The sequence below is a fragment of the Actinacidiphila sp. bgisy144 genome, assembly GCF_057708105.1.
The window spans coordinates 34,713-61,069 of record NZ_JBYIRM010000032.1 but is presented as its reverse complement, the minus strand read 5'-3'; the positions used below and the strand labels follow the sequence as shown (position 1 = coordinate 61,069).

Sequence of the window (26,357 nt, the reverse complement as noted above, 5' to 3'; positions counted from 1 at the left end):
AACCTTGCAGCGATATGTACCGCCGCACGGCGGCCGGACCGGGAACCCCCGGGGCCGGGGCCGTACCACCGCTCAGCCCCGGGCGACCTCCGCGGTGTGCGCGGGGGTGTAGCGCTCGCCCCTGACCTGGTCGCTCAGCGGGTCCAGTACGGCCAGCGCCTCGGCGTCCAGGATGAGTTCCAGCGCGGCCGCGTTCTGCTCCAGCCGGGCCGGGCTGCGGGTGCCCGGAATGGCCGCCACCGCCACCCCGAGCCGCTCGGCCTGGGCATACACCCAGGCCAGCGCCACCTGGGCCGGGGTGGCGCCCAGCCGGTCGGCCACCTCGCGCACGGTCCGCGCGATCTGCTCGTTGGCCTCGCCCGCAGCGCCGGCGAAACGGGGGTTGCCGCGCCGGAAGTCCTTCTCGCCGAGCGCGGAGCGGTCCAGGGCGCCGGTCAGGAACCCCCGCCCCAGCGGCGAGTACGGCACCAGCCCGACCCCCAGCTCGGCCATCACCGGGGTGACCGCCTCGACGTCGCGGGTCCACAGCGAGTACTCGCTCTGCACCGCGGCGATCGGGTGCACCGCGTGCGCCCGGCGCAGCAGCGTGCCGTCGACCTCGGACAGGCCCAGGTGGCGTACCTTGCCCGCCTGGACCAGCTCGGCCATCGCGCCGACGGTCTCCTCGATCTCCACGTCCTGGGGCGGGCGGTGGGCGTAGTACAGGTCGATCACGTCGACGCCCAGCCGCAGCAGCGAGGCGTCGCAGGAGCGCAGGACGTAGTCCCGGGCGCCGCGGATGCGGCGGGCCCGGTCGCCGGCGCTGCGGTCGATGCCGAACTTGGTGGCGAGCTGCACCTGGTCCCGGCGGCCGTGGACGGCCCGGCCGACCAGCACCTCGTTGTGCCCGGTGCCGTAGGCGTCGGCGGTGTCGAGGAACGTGACGCCCAGGTCCAGGGCCCGGCCGATGGTGGCCAGGCCGCCGTCCCAGTCGGCGGCGCCGTAGCTCTCGCTCATGCCCATGCACCCCAGGCCCATCGCGCTGACGGTGAGACCGGGTGAGCCCAGCGTGGTTCGGGTGATCATGTGCGGACACTCCTCCTGCCCGGCGGGCCGGGCGGTACGTCAAAGGCTGGTGAACGCCGCTGACGCTAGGACCTGGAGGGCGCTCGAAGGCAAGCCGGCAGTCCCGCACCCCGCCGGCGGGTCGGGCGTGGCAGGCACGGCGGGGCGGCGGGCACGGCATGCGCGGACCGGGGGCCCGGGCCGTACGGAGGCCGGGCCGGTCAGGCGGGAGGGGCCGGCGGAGTGCCCAGGGTGAGGGCGCCGTTGATGTCGCGGGCCTGGACGAAGGGGGCGTTCTGGGTACCGCCACTGATCGTGTTGTGGACCACGCTGATCGGGGCGGCTTCGGGCGGGGCACCCAACTCCGCCAGGAGCGCCCGCAGTTCGGCGGCCGCCGCCGGGTCGGCGCGCAGGATGCGGCGCAGCCGGGCCCGCCACTCCTCTTCGACGTCGGCCGCGGTGCCGGTGTCGCCGGACTGCCGGGCGGCCACCACTTCCGTACGGGCTGCGTCGAGTTGGCCGTCGACCGCGGTATCGTCGCCGCCGCGGGCGAAGAAGGCGGCGAGCCGGCCGCGGACGTGGCTCCACCCGTCCTGGACCATGAGCTGCACCAGCGTGGTCGCGCCGGACGCCGCAAGCGCGGTGAGTTCCGCCTCCACCTGTGCCTCCCCCGTCTCCCAGGTGCCCCGCGCCTCCCACCGTAGGGCACCTGCGCGCGCCGCCGCCGCGGGTTCGCGATACTGCTCCGGCAGGGCAGGCGCGTAAGGCGAAGGCGCGTGAGGCGAAGGGCAGGGGAACGATGGCGCGGGACACGTCGCGGGAGGCGCGGGAGGCGGCACCCGACGACGCGGGCGGCGCGGGCGGGCTGGCCCGGGTGGCCGCGGAGGCGGGCGTGTCCGTGTCGACCGTCTCGAAGGTGCTGCACGGCCGCTCGGACGTCGCCTCGCGCACCCGGGCGCGGGTGCAGCGGCTGCTGGAGCAGCACGGGTACGGTGCCGCGCCGCGCGGGCGGGCGGTGCCGACCGCGCTCGCCCCGGGCGGCCTGATCGACTTCGTGATCGGGGAGTTGGACGGCCCCTGGGCGGCCCAGCTGGTGCGCGGCGCCGAAGCGGCCCTGCACGCGGTCGGGATGGGCCTGGTCGTCTCGGCGACCCACGAGCGCGAGGGCGGCCCGGCCCGCAACTGGCTGGACGCGCTGGCCGAGCGGCCGACCCGCGGCGCGATCCTGGTCGTCCCGTCGCTGACGAAGGAGCACCGGGCCGAACTCGCCCGGCTGGGGCTGCCGTTCGCGCTGATCGCACCGGCCGAGGAACCGCCGCCGGGCGTGCCCTGGGTGGGGGCCACCAACTGGCCGGGCGGCCTCGCGGCGACCCGGCACCTCGTACGGCTGGGGCACCGCAGGATCGCGGTGATCGGCGGCCCGCCGGACCGGCTGGCCTCGCGCGCCCGGGTCGACGGGTACCGCTCGGCGCTGGAGGAGGCCGGGCTGCCCCACGACCCGGCGCTGGTCCGCTACGGCGACTTCTCCCGCGGCCCGGCGTACGACCACGCGCTCGACCTGCTGCGGCTGCCGGACCGGCCGACCGCGATCTTCGCCGGGAGCGACCAGCAGGCGCTGAGCACGTACCGCGCCGCGGACCGCCTGGGGTTGCGGGTCCCTACGGACCTGAGCGTCGTCGGGTTCGACGACCTCGACTTCGCGGACTGGGTCACTCCGCGGCTGACCACCGTCCGCACCCCGCTGCCGGAGATGGCGGCGGTCGCCACCCGCATGGTGCTCACGCTGCTGGCCGGGCAGGCGCCCGAGACCACGCGGGTGGAGGTGGCGAGCGAACTCGTCGTCCGCGACAGCACCGCGCCGCCGCCGCGGGCGCCGGGGCGGTAACGGTCGGGGCGCGCTGCGGACCGGGGCGCGGGCGCATCGCCGACGAACCGGTCGGCGCCTTCCGGGTGTTGGGCTGCCACGGCGCCGTCGACCGCGGGCCCGTGTGCGGACCGGAACGACCGCACCTCCGCGTCCACGGCGGGCGGGGCCGTCAGGACGCCCGCAGCACCTGCGCCACGATCGGGCCCGCCGAGGTGTTGCCGAACCCCGCGTCGTGGACGACCGCGGCGACCGCGACCCGGCCGGCGAACGCGGTGAACCAGCCGTTGGTGGCGGCCTGCCCGTCGACCTCCGCGGAGCCGGTCTTCGCCCCGGAGTCCGGCCCGAAGCCGCTCATCACGCCGGTGGCGGTGCCGTTGGTGATCGCGCCGCGCATCAGCTCCCGCAGGTCGCCCGACACGCGCGAGCCGACGCCGGCCGCGGTGATGCGTCCGTTGATCATCCCGGCGGCCACGATCCGCGGCTCGTGGAAGCTGCCGGTGGCCGCGGTCGCGGCGACCGACGCCATGATCAGCGGGTTCGCCACCACCCGGCCCTGCCCGATCATCTCCGAGGTCAGCTCGTCGGCGCCGGTGCCGTCGGGGAAGCCCGGCTGGTCGTCGGGCGTGGCGGTGCCGATGTTCCACGGCTGGGTGAGGCCGAACTGCGCGGCGGTGTCGCGCAGTCCGTTCGCGCCGAGCCTGGGGGCCTGCGTGATGAAGCCGGTGTTGCAGGAGTTGGCGAAGTCCCAGAGCAGGTCGGCGTTCGCGTTGTGCAGGCTCGGCGAGTCGTTGTGGTACATCCGGCCGTTCTGCACGTTGTCCGTGCTGTTGCAGGGCGCCGCGGAGCCCGGGCCCATGCCGCGTTCGATCAGCGCGGCGGACGTCACGATCTTCATCGTGGAGCCGGGGGCGTCGGCGCCCTGCAACGCGATGTCGGTGCCGCTCGGGTCGCTGTTGGCCACGGCCAGGATGGTGCCGTCATCGATGTCCAGCGCGGTGACGCCCGCGCCCTTCTTGCCCTTCACCGCCTTCTCCGCGGCCGCCTGCACACCCGCGTCCAGCGTCGTCCGCAGCTTCTTGTCCGTGCCCTTGCGCAGGACCTTCAGCACCTTGCCCTGTGTCCCGTCGCTGTGCTGCACATACGTCTCCAGGCCCGCGGTGCCGCCCTTGACCTGGTCGCCGTGGCGGGACTTGAGGTCCTCGATGATCCTGGCCAGCGACGGGTAGGCGGCGGCGGTGAGCGCCTTCCCGTTCCGGTCGGTCACGTCGATCGCGGGTGCCCCGCCCGTGCCCGTGACGATCGAGTCGCCCTCCCCCAGCTCCGGGTTGACGACGGACGGCTGCCAGGTGACGACCGGTGCGCCGGTGCTGTCGTGGTCCACCGCCAGCGACGAGGAGTACGTCCAGGTGGTGGCGACGCCGTCGGCGGACAGGTGGGCGGTGACCGTGAAGTCGGCCTGGCCGCCGCCCGCGGGGGTGGCGGTGGCCGGGGCGGACGGGGCCGTCGTGGCGGCCGTCGCCGTCGCGCCCGCCGTCGCGCCCGCCGGGGTCGCGGTGACCGTCGGGACGATGCCGCTGATCGCCAACGACGTGACGTGGCCCTGGCTGCGGAAGCCGGTGAGGGCCGTCGTGGCGGTCTGCGGCGAGTCCGTCAGCGCCGCCGCCTTCGCGATCTCGCCCCCGGACCACGCGGTCAGGAACTTACCCGCCGTGTCCGCGACCTGCTTCACCGTCAACGGCCCCGGTGTCGCGGCCGCCGTGGACCCGCTGTGCCCGCCCCCCGAACCGTCCAGCGCCGTGTACACGTTGTAGGCCCCGTACCCGGCCACGCCGAACATCCCCGCACACACGACGCCTATGACGCCGATCTTCACACCTCTCGCAACGGGCACGGCCCGCTCCCCCCTTTGTGTCTGTGAACGCCCCCGCGCGCCCCCACTGCGACGCGCGCGCCCAGCATAGGGCGCCTGGCCAGGCGCCCGGCCCCCGCACACCGCCGCCCAGCGGCGATCCGGTGAAAACACGGCGAACCCCCGGCGAACTCCGTCCCGTTGGACCGGGTAATCCGCCGCGGGAACACGGCGGCGCATTCGCGCCCGACATCTTCTTTCCACCTGAACGCACTCTTGATAAAGTCGCGCCGAGATCCCCCGCCGCCGATTAACCGGAACGTCACGCACACGTGTTCCCGGTGAAACTCCGACGTCTCCGGTACGTCAATGCGCCGCGCGGCCACGGCCGTTGGTAGGCGCGTCATCGCCGCGGCGCCGGCATGTCACGCCGTATTGCCACATTCCCGTGTTCCCGCGTTCCCGCGTTCCCGTATTCCCGCATTCGACCTGTTCCCGCATTCGACCCACTCCGCGATGGAAGTCCACGAATGATGAGATCTGTTCAGTCCGTCTTGCGGCGGTTCCGGCTGTTCGGTCCGGTCGCGCTCACCCTGCTCCTGATAGCCGGCGGCGGTTTCTTCGCCGGCTCGGCGGGAGGGGCGGCCTCCGCCGCCGACGCCGTCTCGGCCGCCGACGCCTCCGCCACCGCCACCGCCACCACGTCCGCTGTCTCCTGTACGGCCGGTACGACGGTGCGGCCCGCCGCCGGCCCGCTCTGCGGCATCGACAAGGACGCGACCCGGAACTATCTCGGCGTGCCGTACGCCGCCGCGCCCGTGGGCGACCTGCGCTGGCGGGCACCCCAGCCGCGTACCCCCTGGACCAGCGTGTTCAGCGCCGTGCGGGAGGGCGCCGCGTGCCCGCAGCCGGCCGTGGACGGGGAGGCGCCGCCGGCCGTGATGAGCGAGGACTGCCTGAACCTCGACATCCAGGAGCCGACGACCGCCGCGCCGGGCGCCAAACTGCCGGTGATCGTCGACATCCACTTCGGCGGGTTCCTCCTCGCCAACCCGCTGGACAACTCCGAGATCGCCTCGAACGGCCACGCGGTGGTCGTGTCCATCAACTACCGCCTCGGCATCCTCGGCTTCCTCGCGGACAAGTCCCTCGGCGCGCATTCGGGCGACTACGGTCTCCAGGACCAGTACATGGCGCTGCGCTGGGTGCGGCAGAACATCGCGGCTTTCGGGGGCGACCCGGAAAACGTCACGCTGGAGGGCTCGTCGGCCGGCGGGGCCAGTGTGTGTGCCGCCATGGCGTCGCCCGAGGCGAAGGGGCTGTTCCAAAAGGGAATCAGCGAGAGCGGGTTCTACAACTACAACGACGACACCATCTGGTGGACCGCGGACTGCAAGTCCGACCTTCCCACCGAGGCGCAGGCGCAGGAACTCGGCGCCTCGTTCGCGGCGAAGGTCGGGTGCGGGTCGTCCGGCGACGTGGCGGCCTGCCTGCGGGCCGTGCCCGAGGACACGCTCGTCACCGCGGCGGGACAGCTCTTCACGCCGACCAGCGGCGGTGCGATCGGTCCCATCGTCAACGGCACGACGCTGCCGGTGTCGCCGGCCCAGGCGTTCGCCACCGGGCGGATCAACCAGGCGAGCCTGGTCATCGGGGTGGCCCGCGACGAGATCAACGGCAGCATCTACCAGCCGTCGGTGCTCGCCACCACCCCGGCGCAGTACAAGGCCCTGCTCACCCAGCAGTTCGGGGACAGCACCGCCGCGGTCATGGCCCGCTACCCGCTGGCGCGCTACCCCGACTCCTCCCCGCTGATCGCCTACCGGACGGTCATGGCCGACGCCTTCAGCGTCTGCCCGTCCCTCCGCGCGGCGGCCGAACTGGCCCGGCACACCACCGTGTTCTCCTACGTCTTCGACGACACCGACGCGCTCTCCCCCAACGGGGGCTACCCGCTCGGCTCGCCCCACAGCGGCCAGGTCGTCTACCTCTCCCCCGACTTCTTCGAACCCCCGGCCGTCCAGTTCGACCCCGACCAGGCCGCGTTCCGCGACCAGCTCGTCGCCCAGTGGTCCGGCTTCGCCCGCACCGGCAACCCGACCGTCGACGGCGCCCCCGCCTGGTCGCCCTTCCGCAACACCTCCGGCGCCACCGGCGGGCTCGTCATGGACCTGGCCCCGGCCGGAGACAGCGTCCTCACCCCCGCCTCCGTCCTGGCCCAGCAGCACAACTGCGGCTTCTGGCAGCAGACGAACGGCTAGGCAGGCAGCCGCCGTTGCCCCGGCCGGCCGTCACGCGCGGCCGGCCGGGGCAACGGCCCGGGGGCGGTCAGGGCGTCCGGAGGGTGCGGGCCAGGAGGGGGAGCAGGCGGGTCCAGTGGCGTCGCAGCCCGGCGGGGTCGAAGGAGTCGGTGTCGGACATGGTGAAGCCGTGGACGGTGCCGGGGTAGACCTCGGAGGTGGAGGCGATGCCGGCGGCTGCCAGGTTCCGGTCGAGCTCGGCGAGGGCGTCCGGCGTCATGTCGCCCTCGGCGTGGCCGAAGTGGACCTCGGCGGTCAGCCGGGCGAGGTCGTCGGGCCCGACGGCGCCCACCGGTGCGTGGAACGCGGCGACGGCGGCCACCTGGTCCGGGTGGGCCACGGCGGTGCGCAGCGCCAGCAGTCCGCCGACGCAGTAGCCGGTCACCGCGACCGGCCCGGCGGCGACCTCGGGCCGGGCGGCGAGGTACCGCAGGTACGCCTCCGCGTCGCTCAGGACGCGGTCGGTGGTGTGCGCCTTGATCAGCGGCATCACCTGCGCGAACACCGCGGGCCGGGTCTCCGCCCCGATGTACGCGGGCAGTTCGACCACCGGCGTCGGGCCGTGGCGGTAGAAGTAGTTCGGCACCAGCACGTAGTACCCGTGCCCGGCCAACTCCTCGGCCAACTCCCGCACCACCGGCCGGATACCGAACCCGTCGGCGTACATCAGCACCCCGGGGTGCCGCCCGCCGCCCTCCGGCAGCGCCGCGAACCCGTCGGCCACCCCGTCCGCCGTCGGAACGTGCAACGTCTTGATGGACATCAGCTCTCCTGTCGTCGTCGATCCTCCACACCCCTGACCAACGCGACGAAGGCGGCCCCCGCCCGGCGCTCAGAACACCCCCGGGTCACCCATCCGTGCATGGCGCGACGCCGTCCCGGTCCTCATACCCCCGGAGCATACCCACGGGTCGTCACCCGGAGGCCGGTGGGCCGACCACTTCTGCGCCATCACGTGCGCGTTCGTTCTTGTGTTGCCCGGCGAGAGCGTCAAGTCCAGTGCGTTCGGGGGCTTTTGAGGCGGGTAGCCATAGCGTGTCCCGCTGATGAAGGAGGATGTGGGTGACTTATTCGACGCCGAAGCCATGGGGGCTGACCCGGATGAGACCGTTCCCGGTGTCGGCCGCCGTCGTCGCGGGCAACGTCGTACTTGACGCGGAAAGCCAGACCGGACGATGGATCGGACCGGATGGATGCAGCGCGCAGAGCATGGCGCGCCACAAACGGAGCGAGACCAGCAAAGAGACCAAGACGAAGACCTCACTCGACGGAAACTCCGATGAAGGCAGTGACCAGGAAGGGGACACTGATTGACCAGGCCGTCGCCTGTCCTTGTCGTCACCCGACTCGACGACGTGACGGCCGACGGTGTCATCGCGGAACTGGGGCAGCGCGCGGTTCCCGTGGTCCGCCTGGACCCCGGGGACTTTCCCGCGGACGTCACCGTGAGCGTCCGCACCGGGTCGCTCGGCCTCACCGGTGATATCCGCACACCGACCCGTACGGTCGCGTTGGACCGGGTCCGGTCGGTGTTCTGGCGACGGCCTCGGCCGTACACGGCGCGGGCCGGGCTTGAGGACCGAGACGCCCAGTGGTGCATTGACCAGGCCCGGTACGGGCTCGGCGGCATCCTGGCGTCGCTGCCGGAAACGCACTACGTGAACCATCCCTGGCTGAACCGTGCCGCCGAGTACAAGCCTGCCCAGCTCTCGGCAGCCGCCCGATACGGGCTCCGCGTTCCGCCCACGCTTGTGACGAACGACGTGGACGAGGCCCGGCAATTCGTGGCCAGGTACGGGCCGGCCGTCTACAAGCCGCTCTACAACAGCGAATACGCCGACGCCGACGGACACGGGCTGACGGTCTGGGTGGAAGAAGTCACGTCCGAGGAACTGGACGCCGGGGTGGGCCATACCGCACATCTTTTCCAGCAGCGGGTGGCCAAAGTCGCGGACATCCGACTCACCGCGGTGAGCGGTTCCCTGTTCGCCGTGCGGATCGACGGCTCGCCCGGCTTGGACTGGCGCCGACACTATGACGACCTCTCGTACAGCACGATCGACACGCCGCACGACGTGGCGAAGAGCGTATGGGGCTACCTCTCGCACTTCGGCCTGACGTACGGTGCTTTCGACTTCGGGCTCGACGCCGCGGGCAGGTGGCACTTCTACGAGTGCAATCCGAACGGCCAGTTCGCGTGGTTTCCCGAACCCATCACCACTCGCATCACCGCAGCCATCGCCGATCAGCTGGAGAACCCCGGACGGGACCGCACATGACCACCAGCGCCTTGCTCCGCCAGGAACTCGCAGCTGAACTCACCCTGGGCGGCGGAATCACCGACCCCGCGTGGCGGGCTGCCGTGGAGGCCGTGCCCCGCGAACTCTTCCTGGGGGAGAGCGTCTTCCGCCCGGAGGGGGCGGGGTGGGAGCCCGTTCACCGCGGCCAGGTCGGGGACGAGGAGTGGCTGCGGCTGGTCTACTCGAACACCACATGGGTGACCCAGGTCGAAGGTGTCAGCGCCGACAGCGCCCGCGGAGCGATGACCGGGCGCCCCACGTCGTCCGGCACCCTGCCCTCCCTCGTCGTGCGGATGCTGGAACTCGCCGACGTCGAGGAAGGTGACAAGGTCCTCGAGATCGGGACGGGCACCGGCTACTCCACCGCGATCCTGTGCCACCGGCTCGGCGAGGAGGCCGTCTACTCCGTCGAGTACGACGAACACCTCTCCGCCGGCGCAGCGCAACGGCTCCGCGCCGCGGGGTTCGCGCCGCATCTCGTCACCGGGGACGGCCTGCGGGGCAGCCAGGCGGGCGCGGAGTACGACGCGGTCGTCGCCACGTGCGCGGTGCGCAGCATCCCACCGTCGTGGCTGTGGCAGCTGCGGGACGCGGGTAGCGTGGTGACAACGCTCAGTGGGTGGATGCTCGCCTCGGGTCTGATCCGGCTCGTCGTCGACGACGAGGGCGTGGCGCGCGGCCGCTTCACCGGGGACGAGGTCTCGTACATGCTCGCCCGCCCCCATGATCGCCCGCCCCGTCCCACCTACTATCCGCACCCGGGCGCCGCCCGCACGACGCCTGTCGATCCCGCCGTGCTGGACGACTGGACCGGCCGTTTCGTCGCGCAACTGGCGGCGCCCTCGGCGGAGTTGGTGCGCACCGCGGAAGGCGTGGCCCTGCTCGACGTGGCGACGGGTTCGCAGGCGTGGACAGAGCCGGACGGCGGTGGCTGGACCGTGCACCAGGACGGCCCGCTCCGGTTGTGGGACCAGGTCGAGGACGCACTGACGCAGTGGCAGCAGGAGGGTGCGCCGGACCAGAGCGCGTTCGGCATGACCGTGACCGAGTGGGACCAGACGGTGTGGCTCGGCGACCCGGACGGGCCGAGTTGGCGGCTGCCGACGTGACCCCGCGGGTCAGGCGGGGGTGGTGAGGAGGGTGGTGAGGGCGCGGGTGAAGAGGGGGCGGGCGGTGAGGGTGGTGGGGCGGGCGAAGAGGGGGTCGGGGAGGCCCCGGACGCGGAGGTCCTCGCGCCAGCGGACGTGGGTGCCGGGGGTGGTGGGCGAGGGGCGGACGGAGAGTTCGGCCCAGCCGAGGACGACCCGGCCGGTCTTGACCAGGCGGCAGTGTCCGCGGCCGTCGGCGCCGGGCGGCTGCCACTCCTCGACGCGCATGGGGTCGGCGAAGGAGAGCGGGCCGAGGCCGGTGCGGGCGACGAAGACGGTGCCGGCGCCGGACGGGGGCGGGGTGAGCACCTCGATCCGGGTCAGCGGCACCGTGGCGGTGTGGCGTTCCCAGGCGGTCAGGCGCCGCCACGCCTCGTCCGGCGGGAGGTCGGTGGTGCGTTCGACGGTGAAGAGGGCCACCCGGCAAGGGTAGGGCGCGCGCTCACACCGCCCGGGCCCTCACCACGCCGAGGGGCGGTAGTCCTTCAGGAAGCAGCCGTAGAGGTCCTCGCCGCGCTCGCCGCGCACCACGGGGTCGTACACGCGGGCGGCGCCGTCGACGAGGTCGAGCGGGGCGTGGAAGCCCTCGGCGGCGAGCCGCACCTTGTCCGGGTGCGGCCGCTCGTCGGTGATCCAGCCGGTGTCGACCGCGGTCATGAGGATGCCGTCGGTCTCCAGCATCTCCTGCGCGCTGGTGCGGGTGAGCATGTTGAGCGCGGCCTTGGCCATGTTGGTGTGGGGGTGGCCTGGGCCCTTGTAGCCGCGGCTGAACTGCCCCTCCATGGCGGAGACGTTCACGACGTACTTGCGCCGGGCGGTGGCCGCCGCCATGGCCGGCCGCAGCCGGCTGATGAGGACGAACGGCGCGGTGACGTTGCAGAGCTGGACCTCGAGCAGTTCGACGGGGTCCACCTCGCCGACGGTCTGCACCCAGGTGTTGCTGGCGTCGAGGTCCGGTACGAGCCCGCCCGCGTCGATCGCGGTGCCCGCCTCGATCCGGGCGAGCGAGGCGGATCCGCCGACCAGGGCGAGGCCGGTGACGTCGTCGGGGGTGAGCAGTTCACCGCGCGGTGAGGGCAGCGCGGCGGCGGTCTGCGCGCCCGACCCGAAGGCGCCGAGCACCTCGGAGGCGGGCAGCTCCCCGGCGGGCAGCGGCGCGCTCTCGGCGGCGACCAGCTCGCTGTAGGCGCGCGGCGAGCGGCGTACGGTCTGGGCGGCGTTGTTGATGAGGATGTCCAGCGGCCCGTCGGCGGCGACGGAGTCGGCGAGCGCGACCACCTGCGCCGGGTCGCGCAGGTCGATCCCGACGATCTTCAGCCGGTGCAGCCAGTCCGCGCTGTCCGGCATCGCCTTGAAGCGGCGGATCGCGTCGTTCGGGAAGCGCGTGGTGATCGTGGTGTGGGCGCCGTCGCGCAGCAGCCGCAGCGCGATGTACATGCCGATCTTGGCCCGGCCGCCGGTGAGCAGCGCGCGCCGCCCGGTCAGGTCGGTGCGGGCGTCGCGGCGGGCCCGGTTCTCGGCCGCGCACGGCGGGCACAGCTGGTGGTAGAAGGCGTCGACCTCGACGTAGCGGGTCTTGCACACGTAGCAGGAGCGGGGCCGCTCCAGGATGCCGGCGAGCTCGGTGCTCACGGAGGTGGCGAGCTGGATGCCGAGGGTCTCGTCGTCGATCCGGTCGGCGGCGCCGGTGGCGGTGGCCTCGGTGACGGCCTTGTCGTTGGCGGTCTTGGCGGCCCGGCGCTCCTGGCGGCGGCGCTGCTTGACCGTGCGGTAGATCCCGGCGGTGGCACGGCGTACGGCGATCGCGTCGGGGTGGTCGACCGGGAGGTCGTCCAGCTCGGCGAGGACGGCCAGGCACAGCGCGAGGCGCTCGGGGTCGATCCCGGGGACGTCCGAGGGGTCGGCCGGGGGCACGACAGCGGCAGCGGCACCGGCACCGGCGGGGTCGCCGTCGTCGGGCAGGCCCTCGCCGCCGTGGGCCGGGTCCGGCCCGGGCCCGTACAGGTCCTGCGTGGTCGCCGTCATGAAACCGCTGCTCTCCGTGTGATCCCCATGGGTGCCGGGTTCTGCGCCCCGCCCACCCGTGGGGCGAACTTTACGTTTGCCGCCCGGGCAGCTCCAAACCCGATTGCCGCCCCGCCTCGCGCCGCCCCCGATACCCTCGGGACGTTTCCGTGATCATCGCGACCACGGCACCGCCCGTACCGCACCAGCCGCACCCGCACCCGCACCCCCGTGGAGGTCCGTTGAGCCCCGCCGACCCGTTCGACCTCCCGCACGACGCGCCCTACGGCGTGCACAACCTCCCGTACGGCGTCTTCAGCACCCCCGCCGACCCCGCCCGCCGCCGCCTCGGCGTGCGCTACGGCGACCACGTGCTGGACGCCGGCGCCGCCGCCCGCGCCACCGGCGCCCCGACCGACCTCGCGGACCTGCTGGCCGCGCCGTCGCTCGGCCCGCTGCTCGCCGCGGGCCGCCCCGCCTGGACGACGGTGCGCGTCGCCCTCACCTCCTGGCTGACCGCACCGGAGCACCGCGCCGCCGTCGCGCCCTGCCTGCTGCCGCTGACGGACACGGTGCCGCACCTGCCGTTCGAGGTCGCGGACTACGTCGACTTCTACGCCTCGGAGCACCACGCCTCGAACGTCGGGCGGATCTTCCGCCCGGGCGCCGACGCGCTGCCGCCGAACTGGAAGCACCTGCCGATCGGCTACCACGGCCGGGCGGGCACCGTGGTGGTGTCCGGCACCGACGTCGTACGGCCCTGCGGGCAGCGCCGGGAGCCCGGCGAGCAGGAGCCGTCGTACGGGCCCTCGGTGCGGCTGGACATCGAGGCGGAGGTCGGCTTCGTGGTCGGCACGCCCTCGGCGCGGGGCGAGCGGGTCGCGCTCGCCGACGCCGACGACCACGTCTTCGGGCTGTGCCTGCTCAACGACTGGTCCGCGCGGGACATCCAGGCGTGGGAGTACGTCCCGCTGGGGCCGATGCTCGGCAAGTCCTTCGCCACGTCGGTGTCGGCGTGGGTGACGCCGCTGGACGCGCTGCGGTACGCGCGCACCGACCCGCCGCCGCGCGACCCGGCCCCGCTGCCCTACCTCGACGACCGCGCCGCGCCCGTCCCGTACGGCCTGGACCTCGCGCTGGAGGTGCGGCTGAACGGGCACGTCGTCGCCCGGCCTCCGTTCGCCGGGATGTACTGGACGTACGCGCAGATGCTCGCCCACCTCACGGTCAACGGCGCCTCGCTGCGCACCGGCGACCTCTTCGGGTCCGGCACCGTCAGCGGGCCGGTGCGCGAGACCCGGGGGGCGCTGATCGAGCTGTCCTGGAACGGCGCGGAGCCGCTGCGGCTGCCCGACGGCACCGAGCGGGCGTTCCTCGAGGACGGCGACGAGGTGGCGATCTCGGCGACCGCGCCGGGCCCGGACGGCGCCCGCCTCGCGCTGGCCGAGGTGCGCGGCCGGGTCCGGCCCGCCCGCCCCTGACCGTGACCGGCGCCGCGGCCCTCACGCCAGCGCGCCGCCGTGCGCGAGGAGCAGGACGACCGCGGTGACGGCCATCGCCAGCGTGGTGAGGAAGGGCGCCCGGCTGCCGGTGCCGGCGCCCGCGGTGCGCACCGTGGCGACCGCCAGCCCGCCGGTCACCGCGAGTGCGGCCCACCCGGCGCGGCCGACCGGCCCGGGCGGCCCGAGGACGAGGACGACGGCCGCGGCCAGCAGCGGCACCGGCGCGAGCAGCCGGCTGCGGCGCCGCCCGATCCGCTGCGGCAGCCCGCGCACCCCCGCGGCCAGGTCCGCGTCGATGTCCGGCAGCACGTTCGTCACATGGGCGCCGACCCCGAGCAGCGCGCCCGCCGCGACCGCCCAGCCCGGCGGGCCGGGGTGCCCGGGCAGGCCGAGCGTCACGAACGCGGGCAGCAGCCCGAACCCGACGGCGTAGGGCAGCCAGGACAGCGCGGTGCGCTTCACGCCCAGGTTGTACGCCCAGGCCGCCGCCACCCCGGCCAGGTGCGCGGCGCCCGCCGCGGCCCCGCACGCCAGCGACGCCACGACGCACACGGCGAGCGCCGCGGCGGCCGCGGCCGCGGCGGTGGCACGCGCCGGCACCCCGGCGGCCAGCGGCTTGTCCGTACGGCCGGCCGCGCGGTCCCGGTCGGCGTCCACCACGTCGTTGCACCAGCCGACCGACAACTGGCCGCCGAGCACCGCGACCGCGACCGCCGCGCACCCGCCCGGGCTCTGCCCGGACGCGGCCGCGAGCGCCGTCACCAGCACGGTCACCGCCGCGGTCGGCTCCGGGTGCGACGCCCTGACCAGGCCCCGCACCGCGCCGCCGCGCACCCTCGCCTCCATTGCCACGTCCGCCACGCTAGGCGGCCCGGGCACGGCAGCGGCCCCGGCTCGCCGCGCCCGCGACGGGTGGGTCGTCCGGGCGGCTCTCGGTCGCGCCTGGCCGGATTTGCGGTAGTTCTTCCTATGCTGAGGCGATGAGCCGAATCGTGGGCGTCCACGCTGTGCTGCCGCCGCACCGGTACGAGCAGCGCGACATCGCGGACGCCCTCGTGGCGATGGGGGCGGCGGGCGGGCAGGGCCGGGGCGTGCTGGACCGCTTCCACGCGGCCTCGACCGTCAAGTGCCGTTATCTGGCCCTGCCGTTGGAGCAGTACGCCGCCCTGGACGGCTTCGGCGCGGCGAACGCCGCGTACGTCGACGCGGCCACCCGCCTGTCGGAGGAGGCGCTCCGGGGCGCCCTGGCACGCGCGGACCTCGCCGCCGACGACGTGGAGCTGGTGGTGTCGACGTCGGTGACGGGCCTCGCGGTGCCGTCGGTCGAGGCGCGGCTGGCCGCCCGGTGCGGGCTGTCCCCGCACGTCAGACGGGTGCCGATCTTCGGGCTCGGCTGTGTCGCGGGCGCGGCCGGGCTGGCGCGGGTGCACGACTACCTCGAAGGGCACCCGGCGGGCGTGGCGGTGCTGCTGTGCGTGGAGCTGTGCTCGCTGACGGTCCGCCCCGGCGAGCCGTCCGCGGCGGGCATGGTGGCGAGCGCACTGTTCGGCGACGGCGCGGCCGCGGTGGTGGCGGTGGGCCGGGACCACCCGGCGGCGCGGACGGCCCCGCCCGGCCAGGGCCCGTGGACCGTGGCGACCCGCAGCCGCCTCTACCCCGACACCGAGGGGCTGCTCGGCTGGGAGACCACCGACCGCGGCTTCCGGATCGTGCTCGGCCCCGACCTGCCGGACACGGTGCTGCGCCATGTCGGCCCGGAGGCACGGGACTTCCTCGCCGGCCACGACCTGAAACCGGTCGACGTCGGCGGCTGGATCTGCCACCCGGGCGGCCCGAAGATGCTGGAGGCGGTCCGGGCCGGCCTCGATCTGCCCGCCCGCGCCCTGGAGCCGTCGTGGCGCTCGCTGGCGAAGGTCGGCAACCTCTCCTCCGCGTCGGTGCTGCACATCCTGCGCGACATCCTCGACGGGCCGCTGCCGCTGGCCGGGATGCCCGGGCTGATGGTGTCGATGGGCCCGGGCTTCAGTTCCGAACTCGTCCTCCTGACCTGGTAGGCCGCTGATGACGTCCTTCGCCCCGCCCGCCCCGTACACCGTGCTGGTGGCGCTGGTCGCCGTCGAACGGCTGGCCGAACTCCTCACCGCGCGGCGCCACACCGCGTGGAGCCGCGCCCGCGGCGGCGTCGAGCACGGCCGCGGCCACTACCCGGCGATGGTGCTGCTGCACACCGGGCTGCTGGCCGGGTGCCTGCTGGAGACCGGGTGGGGCGGGCGGCCGTTCACGCCCGCGCTCGGCTGGCCGATGCTGGTCCTGGTCGTGGCCGCGCAGGCGCTGCGCTGGTGGTGCATCCGCACGCTCGGGCCGCGCTGGAACACCCGGGTGGTCGTGGTGCCGGGGCTGCCGCTGGTGGCGGGCGGACCGTACCGGTGGCTGCGCCACCCCAACTACGTCGCGGTGGTCGTCGAGGGCGCCGCGCTGCCGCTGGTGCACGGCGCGTGGGTCACCGCGCTGTGCTTCACGCTGCTGGACGCGCCGCTGCTCGCGGTCCGGCTGCGCTGCGAGAACGCGGCGCTGGCCGCCGCCCCGGGCGCGGCGCCGGCCGTCGCGGTGGCCGCGCCGTGATCGACCTGCTCGTCGCCGGGGGCGGCCCGGCGGGGCTCGCCACTGCCATCCACGCGGCGCGGGCGGGCCTGGAGGTGGTGGTGGCCGAGCCCCGGCCGGGCCCGGTGGACAAGGCGTGCGGCGAGGGGCTGATGCCCGCGGCCGTGGCGGCGCTGTCCGGGATCGGGGTGGCCGTCGGCGGCCGCCCGCTGCGCGGCATCCGCTATGTCGACGCCCGCCACGCCGCCGAGGCGCACTTCCGGGCCGGGCCCGGCCGGGGCGTACGGCGCACCGAACTGCACGCGGCCCTGGCCCGCCGGGCGGCCGAACTCGGCGTGCCCGTCCTGCCGTTGAAGGTCGACGCGGTACGGCAGGACGCGGACGGGGTGGCCGCCGCCGGCCTCACCGCGCGCTACCTCGCCGCCGCGGACGGCCTGCACTCCCCCATCCGGCGCGCCCTGGGTCTGTCCGGGCCGCCCGGCCCCGCGCCCGCCCGCTACGGCCTGCGGCGGCACTTCGCGGTGCCGCCGTGGAGCGACTGCGTCGAGGTGCACTGGTCCACCCGCGCGGAGGCGTACGTCACGCCGGTCGGGCCCGACCTGGTCGGGGTCGCCCTGCTGACCTGCGACCGCGCGCCCTTCGACGAGCATCTGGCCGCCTTCCCGGCGCTCACCGCCCGCCTGCCGCCCACCGCGGCGACGGCGGTGCGCGGCGCCGGCCCGCTGCGGCAGCCCGTCCGGGCCCGGGTCGCCGGCCGGGTCCTGCTCGTGGGCGACGCCGCCGGGTACGTCGACGCCCTGACCGGCGAGGGCGTCTCACTGGCCGTGCGCGGCGCCGCGGAGCTCGTCCGCTGTGTGCGCGCCGGCCGGCCGGAGGCGTACGAACGGGCGTGGTCCGCGATGTCGCGGCGGCACCGCGCCCTGACCACGCTGCTGCTGCGGGCCCGCGGCTGTCCGGGGACGGCGGCCCGGATCGTGCCGGCCGCGGCGCGCTTCCCGGCGCTGTTCGCCGCGGTGGTCAACCGGCTCGCGTGACCCCGCGGGCCCCCCGACCCGGCTGGTATGGCCCGGCTCGTTCGCGGCCGGTCAGCCCGGCGGGAAGACGCTGGAGAAGCCGGGCACGGTGTAGCCGCCCAGTACCCACAAGGACGCGGTGTACCAGAGCAGGGCCGCCGTGACGAGCAGCAGCGAGCCCACGGCGGGGAGCAGCACCCCCGGCAGCCGCCTGCTGCGCACCACGATCACCTTCGCCACGAACGCGCCGTAGAAGACGCACCCGGCGAAGGAGTGCAGCGCCGCGCGCGCCGAGGTGGTCTCGATGCCGTACGTGACCAGGCAGTGGTAGGCGATCGGCAGCGAGAAAAGGAAGAGCAGGTAGCCGAGCACGCGGTGCCCGGTGCGTACGCGGGCGGGCGCGGCCGGCACCCGGGGGATGCGGCCGGTCATCCACAGCGCGATCCCGTACTGGAGCAGGACGAGGCAGAACAGGGCGCTGCCGAGCCGGGCCTTGAGGTCGATCGCGTCGATGCCGTGCTGCCCGTAGAGCCCGCTGGTGTAGTCGGGGGTGTGCTCCCGGCCGAAGACGTAGAGGCCGGCACCGACGGCGAAGGGCGCCAGGCCGGCGAGCACGGCGAGGGCGGCGCGGGCACCCGGCCCGTGCCGCCGCCCGCCGGGCTCGCCGGCCTGCCCGCTCAGCTCGTGACCTGCTTGCCCTGGGCGTTCACGACGTACCACAGCGCGCCGAACTGCTTCAGGCCCTGGCCGTTGGTCTGCCCGGGGCTGGTGTCGCCGCTGTAGTAGTAGAGGGGGTGGCCGTTGTAGCTGACCTGGTTGATGCCGCCGGAGCGCTTGGCCACGCCGAGCATCTTCTGGTCGGCGCCCTTGCCGGGTTTGGCGGCGCCCTTGGTGGTCAGCAGCGGCGGCCAGGCCACGGCGCAGGCGCCGGTGCAGGTGGAGACGTTCTTCGTCTTGTCGGCGAGGAAGAGGTAGAGGGTGCGGCCCTTGCCGTCGACGAGGATCGTGCCGAGCTTGCCCGCGCTCTTGGTGGCGACGGTGGCCTGGCCCTTGGCGATCGCGGAGCTGACCGAGGCGGAGGGGCCGGTCGGGGTGGTCGCGGTGGTGGCGCCGCCGTAGCCGCCGGAGCTGTTGGCGCTCGGGGACGAGCCGGCGGCGGAGGTGGCTTTGGTGCTGGAGGAACAGCCGGCCAGTGCGGCGGCGATCAGGGCTGCGGCGGCGCAGGTGGCCACCCGGGCAGTGCGCTTCATCTGAGGGCTCCGAAAGGTGAGCGGGGAGACAGGATCACAGCGTCGCGCCGCGCCGCCCCGGCTCACGTGTCCGGCGCACGCACGCGCCTCCCGCTCCACCCTGACGGCGCATTTCAGTGCGGCCACCGGGGTTCGCGCCGTCGCCGCCATGGCGCAGACCCCCGCTGCGCGGCGGCTGCGCGGGTATGGAATCGCGGCGGGCCGGAAAGCGTTCACCTTCGTGCAGGATCGCCGAGAACGCGAGCGAGCTCACGAGTGGGAGGACCGAGATGGCCGCGCAGACGCAGAGGGCCGTACTGGCCGGCGGATGCTTCTGGGGGATGCAGGACCTGATCCGCCGGCAGCCGGGCGTGATCGCGACCCGGGTCGGCTACACCGGTGGCGACGTCCCGAACGCCACCTACCGCAACCACGGCACGCACGCGGAGGCGATCGAGATCCTCTTCGACCCCGAGCGCACCGACTACCGCGCGCTGCTGGAGTTCTTCTTCCAGATCCACGACCCCAGCACGCCCAACCGCCAGGGCAACGACATCGGGCTGAGCTACCGCTCGGCGATCTACTACGTGGACGACGCGCAGAAGGCCGTCGCCGAGGACACCATCGCCGATGTGGACGCCTCGGGGCTGTGGCCGGGCAAGGTCGTCACCGAGGTGGCGCCGGCGGGGCCGTTCTGGGAGGCGGAGCCGGAGCACCAGGACTACCTGGAACGGTATCCGGAGGGGTACACGTGCCACTTCCCGCGGCCGAACTGGAAGTTGCCGGTGCGGGCGGACCGGGGCTGAGGCCGTAGGGCCGGGGCGCGGGCCGGGGCTGAGGCCGTAGGGCCGGGGCGCGGGCCGGGGGCCTGTCGGTAGGGCGCCGGGGCGTGTCGGCAGGGGCGGGGCCGCCAGGCCCCGCCCCCTTTGCGGCGGTGCGGGGTCAGGACGCGTACGCCTCCAGCTCCGCGACGCGGGAGTACGTCGGCCCTTCGTTGCTGGCGAGGGTGATCACGCGCAGGGCGGTCGCCGTCTGCGGGGTGAAGGCCGAGGCGGCCTCGGCCGCGGTGTTGTCCCGTACCTGGGCGACGGTCTGCCAGCTGCCGTCGGTCAGCAGTTCCACGTCCCACGCGGACAGGCCGTAGCCGGCCGCAGGGTACTTCGCCGAGTCCAGCGTGTACAGGTCCACCCGGCCGACGGTGGTGGGCTCGTCGAAGGTGACCTGGAGCCAGTCGGGGAAGCTGCCCTTGGTGGCGTCGTTCCAGCCGCCCCCGGCGCCCCACTTCGCGGAGGTCCGGTCGCCGTCCACCGCCCCGCAGGCCGGGTAGTTGGGCAGGTTCTCCGACGACGCGGAGACCTGCATGTAGCGCACCAGGTTCCCCGTGTCGTTGACCGGCGCCGCGTTGACGTGCACCGGCAGGGACAGCTGCTGATCGCCGGCGTGCACGCTGATCGTGTAGTCGCCCGGCGGCGTCGTACGCGGCGCGGACACGTCGATCTCCACCTTGAGCGTGTACCCGGGCGGCAGGTAGCTGGAGACCAGCGAGCGGGACACCGTCAGCGGCGCGGGCGCGTCGATGAACGCGTCGGCGTACACCGCGGCGGAGCCCGCGTTGCCGAACTGCAACTGGAAGCCCTGCACCGCGCAGGGCACCGGGTCGACCAGCACCTGGCCGACGTCGGAGCCGAGCGTGAGCTGCTGGCCGGCCGCCGCGGCCCGGCCCGGCGCGAACACCGCGCACAGCAGCACCACGGCGGCCGCGGCCAGCCCGCGCAGCCCCCGCGAAGTCGTCACTCGCATGCTCTCCCCCTACGCCGGGTTGAGGCCGGGGTGCCCGGCCTCGACGGTGAACTTCCTGATCGTGCTGATCGGCGCGCCGACCTGGTCGATGTACGGCACCGCGCGGTAGGACGCGTGCAGCGCGTGCGGGGTCAGCTCCACCACGATGTAGCCGCGCCGTTCGTTGACGAGCTTCAGGTGCGGGTTGTGGTCCAGGAAGTTCTGGCCGTTGACGGAGACGTCCACGCCGTTGCCGCCGCTGCTGATCGAGGTGCCGACCAGTTCCACGCCGATCGTCGGCGAGTCCGGGTCGTCGAAGTCGCGCTTGATGTCCATCGCGTACGCGGCGTGCACGTCGCCGGTGACCACCACGGGGTTGCGGGCGCGCAGCCCGGCCAGCCCGTCGAGCAGGGCGGTCTGCTCGGCGGTGTAGCCGTCCCAGGCGTCCATGTTGTACGTCGGGGTGCCGCTCGCGTCCAGGTCCATCCGGCTCAGCACGACCTGGTTGGCGAGCAGGTTCCAGGTGGCGTGCGAGGCGCGCATCCCGTCGAGCAGCCAGCGCCGCTGCTGCGCGCCGGCGAAGGTGCGGGCGGGGTCGTCGCGGCCGGGGTTGTCCGGCTTCCACAGGTCGCCGTCGGCCTGGTCGGAGCGGTACTGCCGGGTGTCGAGGACGTTGACCTCGGCGAGCCGGCCGAAGGTGAGGCGGCGGTAGAGCAGGTAGTCCGGGCCCTGCGGCGCGGGGGTGCGCAGCGGCATGTGCTCCCAGTAGGCGCGGTAGGCGCTGGCCCGGCGGACGGTGAAGTCGTCGATGGGGGCGAGGGTCTTGGAGTACAGGCCCGCGTAGTTGTCCTGCACCTCGTGGTCGTCCCAGGTGCCGATCCAGGGCGTGTTCTGGTGGGCGGCTTGCAGGTCGGGGTCGGACTTGTACAGCGCGTACTGGAGCCGGTAGCGGTCGAGGGTGTCGGCCTCGGTGCGGAACTGGTCGGGCACCGGGTCGGCGGTGTTGCGCAGCCCGCCCGCGGCGGAGATGCCGTACTCGTAGATGTAGTCGCCGACGAACAGCACCGCGTCGACCTCCTCGGCGGCGAGGTGGGCGTGCGCGGTGTAGTAGCCGTCGGGCCAGGACTGGCAGGAGGCCACGGCGAAGGTGAGCCGGTCCGGGCGGTCGCCGGGCGCGGGCGCGGTCTTCGTCCGCCCGACCGGGCTGAGGTGGCCGTCGGATCTGAAGCGGTACCAGTAGTGGCGGCCGGGCCGCAGCCCGCGCACGTCGACGTGCACGCTGTAGCTGTACTCGGGCTGCGCGGTGGCGGTCCCGGAGCGCACCACGTGCCGGAACCGCTCGTCGCTGGCGACCTGCCAGCTCACCGGCACCGCGTGGTAGGGCATGCCGCCCAGCGGCTCGTACGGCTGGGGGGCGAGCCGGGTCCAGATCACCACCGCGTCCGGCAGCGGGTCGCCGGAGGCGACACCGAGGGTGAACGGGTCGCCCGGTAACGGCGTGGCGGCGCCCGCCGCTGCCGCGTGCGCCACGTTGACGCCGAAGGCGAGGGCGGTCGCCGCGCCCGTCACGGTGAGGAACCGCCGCCGGGTGTGCCGGGCCGCCTGCGGTGGGAATGCGTCGGATGTCACGTGTGAGGCTCCTTCCAACGTCGGGCGGCCGCCCCGGAAGTTCGGGCGGCCGCCTGTTCATTAGCAAGGTGCCATATGGCCGCCGTACGGCCTCCAGGCGTGCGCAAGATGACCGGAATCCGTCCGAACTCCGCTCCTTCGGGGGTGTTCGCCGGCCCGCACCGGCAAAGTGCACCCGGCGGGACGGGCCGGCGGGGCGCCGGGCGGCGCAAGGCGCGGGCGGTTGGGGCCGCGCCGCCGCCCGGGTGGAATCCGGCGGCCCGCCACGGCCTCGCCGCCCGCCTGGGGCACCGCCGGGCCCGGCGGTGTTACGTTGCCGCGCATGGTCGAACGCATCACACCGAGGCAGTTCCACGAGGCGGCCGGGGTCGACGACTGGCGGGTGCTCTTCGACGGCGCGAGCGCGTACTTCCGCACCGGGTCGTTCGCGACCGGCGTGCGGCTGGTGGACGCGATCGGCGCCCTCGCGGACTCCGCGAACCACCACCCCGACGTGGACCTGCGCTACCCGGGCGTGACGGTGCGGCTGACCACCCATGAGGTCGGCGGGCTCAGCGAGCGCGATGTCGCCCTGGCCCGGGCGGTCTCCGGGGCGGCCCGGGAGTTGGGCGCGCCCGCCGACCCGGGCGCGCTGAAGTCCGTCCAGATCACGGTGGACGCCCTCGTCGGCCCGCAGGTGATGCCCTTCTGGCGCGCCCTGCTCGGCTACCGCGACGCGGGCGAGGCCGACCTGGTGGACCCCAACGGCAGCGAACCGCCCTTCTGGTTCCAGGAGATGAGCACCCCGCGCACCGAGCGCAACCGCCTCCACATCGACGTCGCGGTCCCCCACGACCAGGCCGAGGAGCGGATCGCCGCGGCCATCACCGCCGGCGGCCGCCTGCTCTCCGACGCCCACGCCCCCGCGTGGTGGACCCTCGTGGACCCCGAGGGCAACGAAGCCGACGTGGCCACCTGGATGTCCCGCGACTGACCCACCCACCCCTTACCGCTGCCCCGCCCCCTTCGCTCCTGCTCCCTTGCCCGTTGCCCCTGGCAACGGCTCCGGCACTCGCCTCTCAAGGAGAAGGTCCGACCCGCTGCCCCGGGGCACGTATTTTCCATATTTCCCTCACGGGAACTACATTCCGCGATCATGCGAGCACACGTGGCAGTTCGGCTCGCGCTCTTGGCATAGTCATAAGTCAAATGACCACCCGAATGGCGCGGATCGGGGTTCACAACCTAGTGGACCCGCACACAGGGATGGGCCGAAATCGAGCAGCGACGGGCAGATTCACCCGGGAACGTACCGCTTCCGCCTTCTTGGCCACCGCCGCACCGGGCTCGGGCGGCGCCCGCGGAATCCGGGAATCCCAGCCGCTGGCCCCGCCCGCAGACGTACCAAAGGCCACTACCTCGCAGGTGAACGGGGCGAGTTCGCCCACGACCGGCCATCGGCCGCTTCGACGCCCCCGCCACCAGGCTTCGTTGATGGGGTGTCAAACATGCCCCGCATAAGCCGGTGCGCGGCACGATCGGGCGACCGCGCGTACGCCGGCTCGCTATTGGCGTTCGGGCGCGCCCGAGCGGGCGTTCGTAGCCCTCTCATCGAGACCATGACCGCCTGCAGCCGCCGCACATGCCCTTCGGTATGCTTCTTGCCACCGGTCGACCCGGTGCTTTAGCGTTCAACGCGGGCTGGGTTGTGTCTTGCCACCGCAAAATGGGTATCCCCCTTATTCGGAGGCGCGGCACGGGTATGGACCGCTCTGTGCGCGGAGACAGGTACTGCGGAATTCCACCGCACCATTTCCGCTCACCGAAGCGATCCGGACCGAGCGGCGCGCGACTGCGGGACCGGCCTACGACCGGCCGGTTGGGGGGATGGTGATCTTGATGCCCGACACGTCCGGCGGATGGCGCAAGAGCAGCTTCAGCGGAAACGAGTACGAGTGCGTGGAGGTGGCTCTCCATACCGACCAGGTGCGGGCTCGCGACTCGAAGGACCGTACCGGCCCTCAGTTGGTGTTCCCGGCCCAATCCTGGCGCGAGTTCGTCGCGGCCGTGGCGACCGGGCAGTTCGGGACACCGTGATCGTCGTGGCGAGTGTGGGAGAGGCAGGCGCGTGAGCAGCACCGACGGCGAGGACCGCGTGCAGCGCTCCCGTGCCCCTTCACCGTCCGTGCCCGGCGCGCGGTGGCGGCGCCGGCTGGCGCTGGTCGCACTCGGCGCGGGCAGCGCCGCGTTCGTGCTCGTCGCCGCCGGCCTCACAGCACAGGTGGTGGACGGACCCGCGGCCCGGACCGCGGTGTGGCTGGCGACCGCGGTCGTCCTCACCGCCGCACTCGGCCTCGGGGCGGCGTGTGCCCAGGTGATACGGGCGCAACGTCGCTGCGCGCCCCCGTCCCCGTACCCGTCCCCGCCGGCATCCGCTCCGGACGCGGTTCACCCCGACCTCACCCAGGCTCTGACGGCTGGTCAGGGCCCGAGTTCCGGCCCGGACGGTCATGTGACCGGGGACTCGATGGACCCGCCGCCGGAGTCGCCGTGTGCTCCGACACGGCCGGGCTCGTCCCGGAACCGTCGGCCGTCGACCGGCTGGTCGGCCCGCTGACGTCGTCCCGGGCCCCGCCCGCCGAGCGCGTCAGCGACGCGACGATCCGCTGGAGCGGCGGCCGCCTCCTGCCCGCCACGCACGCGGGCACCACGACTCCGACCAGTACGGTGGCCACGCAGCTCCCGACCGTACCGAGCGGAAGCAGGGCGCGGTGGTGCGACAGCTCCACCAGCACCGCCACCGGCAGGCCGCAGACCGCGAGGCACGGAAGGATCAGCCCAAGCACGATAACGGTGCGCCGCTGCTGCTGCGCACGCGAGGTCTCCACCCGCCGAAGGGCATCGGCGTCGGCCGAGGTGCGACGCTCGTACGCTTCGGTCTCGGCGCCGATGCGCTCCATCTCCTGTGCGTGCCGACGCGCCCGGTACTCCAGCACCTGATCGAAGCGCCCCCGGTCGCCCAGCGCGCTCAGCAGCACGTCGTTGTCCGAGACGTGCCCGGCAGCCGACCGGTCCGCGCCGGGCTCGTCGTCGCCCGGGTCCGCACCGTCCTCAGCGCTGCCGTCCTGCGCAGTACTCCGCATTGTTGGCCTGAAACTCTCTCGGTCTCCAGCAAGAACCCGACGACAGGTGTTCAGTCCTTGCCGGTCTCCTCCTTGGCCTGCTCGATCAGCGCGCGGGCGGCCTCTCCGTGCCTGGCTCCGGCGGTGAGGACTTCGAAGCACTCCTGGTAGCGGGCCAGCAGGGCGAGGTCGTCCCCGGTGGTGACGCTGCCGGTGGCCTGCTCCAGGTAGAGCACGTCGGCGTCGTCGGTGAAACCCAGCAGGACGAAGCTGCCCATCGTGCTGTAGTGCGCCCCGAAGTCCAGCGGCAGGACACTGAGGTCCACGCGCGGATGCCCGGCCACCTCCAGCAGGTGGTCCAGTTGTCCGCGCATCACCGCCGGGCTGCCGATCCGGCGGCGCAGTGCGGCCTCGTCGATCACGAAGGAGAGGTTCGCCGTCCCGTCGAGCAGGTGCGTCTGGCGGTCCTGGCGCAGTGCCGCCACCCGCGCCACCCGCGCCGGCTCGACCCGCGGCTCGAGAAGCGCCTCGGTGTAGCCGCCGGTCTGCAAGTGCCCCGGCACGACGACCGGATGGTAGGCGGACACCTGCTCCGCCGCACCTTCCAGGCCCAGATACTGGCCGAACGACGGGGACAGCACGTCGTGGTACTTCGCCCACCAGCTCGACCCCTTGCTGTTGCGGGCGTCCGCCACCAGTTGCTCCACCTGCGCCCGCTCGGTCACCTGGTAGAGATCGGCCAGCGCACGGACATCGGTGACGGACACACCGACCTGACCCGTTTCGATCCGGATCAGCTTCGACGGTGACCATTCCAGCAACTTCGCGGCTTCGCGCTGCGTCAGGCCGGCGTGCTCCCGAGCCCGGCGCAGGTCCCTGCGGAGTTTGCGCCTGGTCACGCTCGGGTCCACCGTTCGGGTCATGTCACTCCTTCGGCCAACTCGCCACGCGGGCGGTGACATCAGCACGTCCCGTGGCCAACTTCTCACTC

General features: G+C 73.8%; 25 protein-coding genes. 12 read left to right on the top strand and 13 right to left on the bottom strand.

Annotation, left to right across the window (positions count from 1 at the left end):
- Positions 1 to 72: 72 nt before the first annotated feature.
- Together AC3EVP_RS29605 and AC3EVP_RS29600 are read right to left on the bottom strand one after the other, a co-directional pair.
- Complete coding sequence (locus tag AC3EVP_RS29605; RefSeq protein ID WP_435135139.1) at positions 73 to 1,065, bottom strand: aldo/keto reductase; 993 nt, start codon at positions 1,063 to 1,065, stop codon at positions 73 to 75.
- 200 nt (positions 1,066 to 1,265) lie between these two features.
- On the bottom strand, positions 1,266 to 1,703 hold the full coding sequence (locus AC3EVP_RS29600; protein ID WP_435135137.1) for a hypothetical protein: 438 nt from the start codon (positions 1,701 to 1,703) through the stop codon (positions 1,266 to 1,268).
- A gap of 140 nt (positions 1,704 to 1,843) precedes the next feature.
- On the opposite strand from AC3EVP_RS29600, the gene AC3EVP_RS29595 reads away from it, so the two are divergent.
- Entirely contained in the window at positions 1,844 to 2,929 is a 1,086-nt protein-coding gene (locus AC3EVP_RS29595) for a LacI family DNA-binding transcriptional regulator (protein WP_435135135.1), read from the top strand.
- Between the two features lie 151 nt (positions 2,930 to 3,080).
- Here AC3EVP_RS29595 and AC3EVP_RS29590 read toward each other — a convergent pair whose 3' ends face one another.
- Positions 3,081 to 4,802, bottom strand: a complete 1,722-nt coding sequence (locus tag AC3EVP_RS29590; RefSeq protein WP_435135133.1) for a penicillin-binding transpeptidase domain-containing protein — start codon at positions 4,800 to 4,802, stop codon at positions 3,081 to 3,083.
- A 488-nt stretch (positions 4,803 to 5,290) separates the two neighbouring features.
- Here AC3EVP_RS29590 and AC3EVP_RS29585 point away from each other — a divergent pair, with 488 nt between their 5' ends.
- Complete coding sequence (locus AC3EVP_RS29585; protein WP_435135131.1) at positions 5,291 to 7,021, top strand: carboxylesterase/lipase family protein; 1,731 nt, start codon at positions 5,291 to 5,293, stop codon at positions 7,019 to 7,021.
- A gap of 67 nt (positions 7,022 to 7,088) precedes the next feature.
- On the opposite strand, the gene AC3EVP_RS29580 is transcribed toward AC3EVP_RS29585, so the two are convergent.
- Entirely contained in the window at positions 7,089 to 7,823 is a 735-nt protein-coding gene (locus AC3EVP_RS29580) for a dienelactone hydrolase family protein (protein WP_435135129.1), read from the bottom strand.
- Positions 7,824 to 8,161: 338 nt separating this feature from the next.
- Between AC3EVP_RS29580 and AC3EVP_RS29575 the strand changes: the two genes are divergently transcribed.
- Genes AC3EVP_RS29575 through tgmC form a run of 3 tightly spaced genes read left to right on the top strand, consistent with a single transcriptional unit; the run spans position 8,162 to position 10,469 of the window.
- Positions 8,162 to 8,374: a putative ATP-grasp-modified RiPP gene (locus AC3EVP_RS29575; RefSeq protein WP_435135231.1), complete on the top strand. Its 213-nt coding sequence runs from the start codon at positions 8,162 to 8,164 to the stop codon at positions 8,372 to 8,374.
- Positions 8,371 to 9,339, top strand: a complete 969-nt coding sequence (gene tgmB, locus AC3EVP_RS29570; RefSeq protein ID WP_435135127.1) for an ATP-grasp ribosomal peptide maturase — start codon at positions 8,371 to 8,373, stop codon at positions 9,337 to 9,339. The genes AC3EVP_RS29575 and tgmB overlap by 4 nt, the downstream gene beginning before the upstream one ends.
- Positions 9,336 to 10,469, top strand: coding sequence for an ATP-grasp peptide maturase system methyltransferase (gene tgmC, locus AC3EVP_RS29565; protein ID WP_435135125.1), 1,134 nt, complete (start codon positions 9,336 to 9,338; stop codon positions 10,467 to 10,469). The genes tgmB and tgmC overlap by 4 nt, the downstream gene beginning before the upstream one ends.
- Before the next feature lie 9 nt (positions 10,470 to 10,478).
- On the opposite strand, the gene AC3EVP_RS29560 is transcribed toward tgmC, so the two are convergent.
- Both AC3EVP_RS29560 and AC3EVP_RS29555 read right to left on the bottom strand, forming a co-directional pair.
- The gene (locus AC3EVP_RS29560; protein WP_435135123.1) at positions 10,479 to 10,928 is read right to left on the bottom strand and encodes an SRPBCC family protein; all 450 of its coding nucleotides are present in this window, start codon (positions 10,926 to 10,928) and stop codon (positions 10,479 to 10,481) included.
- A 39-nt stretch (positions 10,929 to 10,967) separates the two neighbouring features.
- Positions 10,968 to 12,533 carry an SDR family NAD(P)-dependent oxidoreductase gene (locus tag AC3EVP_RS29555; RefSeq protein WP_435135121.1) on the bottom strand — a complete coding sequence of 522 codons (1,566 nt, stop codon included), beginning with the start codon at positions 12,531 to 12,533 and terminating at the stop codon, positions 10,968 to 10,970.
- A gap of 221 nt (positions 12,534 to 12,754) precedes the next feature.
- Here AC3EVP_RS29555 and fahA point away from each other — a divergent pair, with 221 nt between their 5' ends.
- Positions 12,755 to 13,993, top strand: coding sequence for a fumarylacetoacetase (gene fahA / locus AC3EVP_RS29550; RefSeq protein ID WP_435135119.1), 1,239 nt, complete (start codon positions 12,755 to 12,757; stop codon positions 13,991 to 13,993).
- Positions 13,994 to 14,014: 21 nt separating this feature from the next.
- Here the strand turns inward: fahA and AC3EVP_RS29545 are convergent, their stop codons facing one another.
- A complete protein-coding gene (locus AC3EVP_RS29545; RefSeq protein WP_435135229.1) occupies positions 14,015 to 14,860 on the bottom strand; it encodes a UbiA family prenyltransferase in 846 nt (281 codons plus the stop codon).
- 134 nt (positions 14,861 to 14,994) lie between these two features.
- On the opposite strand from AC3EVP_RS29545, the gene AC3EVP_RS29540 reads away from it, so the two are divergent.
- Genes AC3EVP_RS29540 through AC3EVP_RS29530 form a run of 3 tightly spaced genes read left to right on the top strand, consistent with a single transcriptional unit; the run spans position 14,995 to position 17,649 of the window.
- Entirely contained in the window at positions 14,995 to 16,068 is a 1,074-nt protein-coding gene (locus AC3EVP_RS29540) for a type III polyketide synthase (RefSeq protein WP_435135116.1), read from the top strand.
- A gap of 7 nt (positions 16,069 to 16,075) precedes the next feature.
- Complete coding sequence (locus tag AC3EVP_RS29535; RefSeq protein ID WP_335979429.1) at positions 16,076 to 16,636, top strand: isoprenylcysteine carboxyl methyltransferase family protein; 561 nt, start codon at positions 16,076 to 16,078, stop codon at positions 16,634 to 16,636.
- Positions 16,633 to 17,649, top strand: a complete 1,017-nt coding sequence (locus tag AC3EVP_RS29530) for an NAD(P)/FAD-dependent oxidoreductase (protein ID WP_435135113.1) — start codon at positions 16,633 to 16,635, stop codon at positions 17,647 to 17,649. Before AC3EVP_RS29535 ends, AC3EVP_RS29530 begins: the two co-directional genes overlap by 4 nt.
- 51 nt (positions 17,650 to 17,700) lie before the next feature.
- Here AC3EVP_RS29530 and AC3EVP_RS29525 read toward each other — a convergent pair whose 3' ends face one another.
- Together AC3EVP_RS29525 and AC3EVP_RS29520 are read right to left on the bottom strand one after the other, a co-directional pair.
- Positions 17,701 to 18,348 (bottom strand): DUF6529 family protein, encoded by a 648-nt coding sequence (locus tag AC3EVP_RS29525; protein WP_435135111.1) that lies wholly within the window; start codon positions 18,346 to 18,348, stop codon positions 17,701 to 17,703.
- Positions 18,306 to 18,878: a COG4315 family predicted lipoprotein gene (locus tag AC3EVP_RS29520; protein ID WP_435135108.1), complete on the bottom strand. Its 573-nt coding sequence runs from the start codon at positions 18,876 to 18,878 to the stop codon at positions 18,306 to 18,308. The genes AC3EVP_RS29525 and AC3EVP_RS29520 overlap by 43 nt, the downstream gene beginning before the upstream one ends.
- A 269-nt stretch (positions 18,879 to 19,147) precedes the next feature.
- Here AC3EVP_RS29520 and msrA point away from each other — a divergent pair, with 269 nt between their 5' ends.
- Positions 19,148 to 19,663 (top strand): peptide-methionine (S)-S-oxide reductase MsrA, encoded by a 516-nt coding sequence (msrA, locus tag AC3EVP_RS29515; RefSeq protein ID WP_435135105.1) that lies wholly within the window; start codon positions 19,148 to 19,150, stop codon positions 19,661 to 19,663.
- A gap of 136 nt (positions 19,664 to 19,799) precedes the next feature.
- Here the strand turns inward: msrA and AC3EVP_RS29510 are convergent, their stop codons facing one another.
- Positions 19,800 to 20,651, bottom strand: a complete 852-nt coding sequence (locus AC3EVP_RS29510) for a discoidin domain-containing protein (RefSeq protein WP_435135102.1) — start codon at positions 20,649 to 20,651, stop codon at positions 19,800 to 19,802.
- Between the two features lie 15 nt (positions 20,652 to 20,666).
- Entirely contained in the window at positions 20,667 to 22,265 is a 1,599-nt protein-coding gene (locus AC3EVP_RS29505; protein WP_435135099.1) for an alkaline phosphatase D family protein, read from the bottom strand.
- A 322-nt stretch (positions 22,266 to 22,587) separates the two neighbouring features.
- Here AC3EVP_RS29505 and AC3EVP_RS29500 point away from each other — a divergent pair, with 322 nt between their 5' ends.
- Together AC3EVP_RS29500 and AC3EVP_RS29495 are read left to right on the top strand one after the other, a co-directional pair.
- Positions 22,588 to 23,238, top strand: a complete 651-nt coding sequence (locus tag AC3EVP_RS29500) for a VOC family protein (RefSeq protein WP_435135096.1) — start codon at positions 22,588 to 22,590, stop codon at positions 23,236 to 23,238.
- A gap of 905 nt (positions 23,239 to 24,143) precedes the next feature.
- Complete coding sequence (locus tag AC3EVP_RS29495; RefSeq protein WP_335979411.1) at positions 24,144 to 24,341, top strand: DUF397 domain-containing protein; 198 nt, start codon at positions 24,144 to 24,146, stop codon at positions 24,339 to 24,341.
- A 362-nt stretch (positions 24,342 to 24,703) separates the two neighbouring features.
- Here AC3EVP_RS29495 and AC3EVP_RS29490 read toward each other — a convergent pair whose 3' ends face one another.
- Positions 24,704 to 25,387, bottom strand: a complete 684-nt coding sequence (locus AC3EVP_RS29490; RefSeq protein WP_435135093.1) for a hypothetical protein — start codon at positions 25,385 to 25,387, stop codon at positions 24,704 to 24,706.
- Between the two features lie 50 nt (positions 25,388 to 25,437).
- The gene (locus AC3EVP_RS29485) at positions 25,438 to 26,289 is read right to left on the bottom strand and encodes a helix-turn-helix domain-containing protein (RefSeq protein WP_335979407.1); all 852 of its coding nucleotides are present in this window, start codon (positions 26,287 to 26,289) and stop codon (positions 25,438 to 25,440) included.
- Positions 26,290 to 26,357: the final 68 nt, after the last annotated feature.

What these genes read in the sequence shown, in the direction of transcription:
- AC3EVP_RS29580 (WP_435135129.1), bottom strand. Translation starts at nt 7,823, where the DNA reads ATGTCCATCAAGACGTTGCACGTTCCGACGGCGGACGGGGTGGCCGAC.
- AC3EVP_RS29490 (WP_435135093.1), bottom strand. Translation starts at nt 25,387, where the DNA reads ATGCGGAGTACTGCGCAGGACGGCAGCGCTGAGGACGGTGCGGACCCG.
- AC3EVP_RS29500 (WP_435135096.1), top strand. Translation starts at nt 22,588, where the DNA reads ATGGTCGAACGCATCACACCGAGGCAGTTCCACGAGGCGGCCGGGGTC.
- AC3EVP_RS29495 (WP_335979411.1), top strand. Translation starts at nt 24,144, where the DNA reads ATGCCCGACACGTCCGGCGGATGGCGCAAGAGCAGCTTCAGCGGAAAC.
- AC3EVP_RS29575 (WP_435135231.1), top strand. Translation starts at nt 8,162, where the DNA reads ATGAGACCGTTCCCGGTGTCGGCCGCCGTCGTCGCGGGCAACGTCGTA.
- tgmC (WP_435135125.1), top strand. Translation starts at nt 9,336, where the DNA reads ATGACCACCAGCGCCTTGCTCCGCCAGGAACTCGCAGCTGAACTCACC.
- AC3EVP_RS29595 (WP_435135135.1), top strand. Translation starts at nt 1,844, where the DNA reads ATGGCGCGGGACACGTCGCGGGAGGCGCGGGAGGCGGCACCCGACGAC.
- AC3EVP_RS29605 (WP_435135139.1), bottom strand. Translation starts at nt 1,065, where the DNA reads ATGATCACCCGAACCACGCTGGGCTCACCCGGTCTCACCGTCAGCGCG.
- AC3EVP_RS29520 (WP_435135108.1), bottom strand. Translation starts at nt 18,878, where the DNA reads ATGAAGCGCACTGCCCGGGTGGCCACCTGCGCCGCCGCAGCCCTGATC.
- msrA (WP_435135105.1), top strand. Translation starts at nt 19,148, where the DNA reads ATGGCCGCGCAGACGCAGAGGGCCGTACTGGCCGGCGGATGCTTCTGG.
- AC3EVP_RS29545 (WP_435135229.1), bottom strand. Translation starts at nt 14,860, where the DNA reads ATGGAGGCGAGGGTGCGCGGCGGCGCGGTGCGGGGCCTGGTCAGGGCG.
- AC3EVP_RS29540 (WP_435135116.1), top strand. Translation starts at nt 14,995, where the DNA reads ATGAGCCGAATCGTGGGCGTCCACGCTGTGCTGCCGCCGCACCGGTAC.
- AC3EVP_RS29535 (WP_335979429.1), top strand. Translation starts at nt 16,076, where the DNA reads ATGACGTCCTTCGCCCCGCCCGCCCCGTACACCGTGCTGGTGGCGCTG.
- AC3EVP_RS29485 (WP_335979407.1), bottom strand. Translation starts at nt 26,289, where the DNA reads ATGACCCGAACGGTGGACCCGAGCGTGACCAGGCGCAAACTCCGCAGG.
- AC3EVP_RS29585 (WP_435135131.1), top strand. Translation starts at nt 5,291, where the DNA reads ATGATGAGATCTGTTCAGTCCGTCTTGCGGCGGTTCCGGCTGTTCGGT.
- AC3EVP_RS29555 (WP_435135121.1), bottom strand. Translation starts at nt 12,533, where the DNA reads ATGACGGCGACCACGCAGGACCTGTACGGGCCCGGGCCGGACCCGGCC.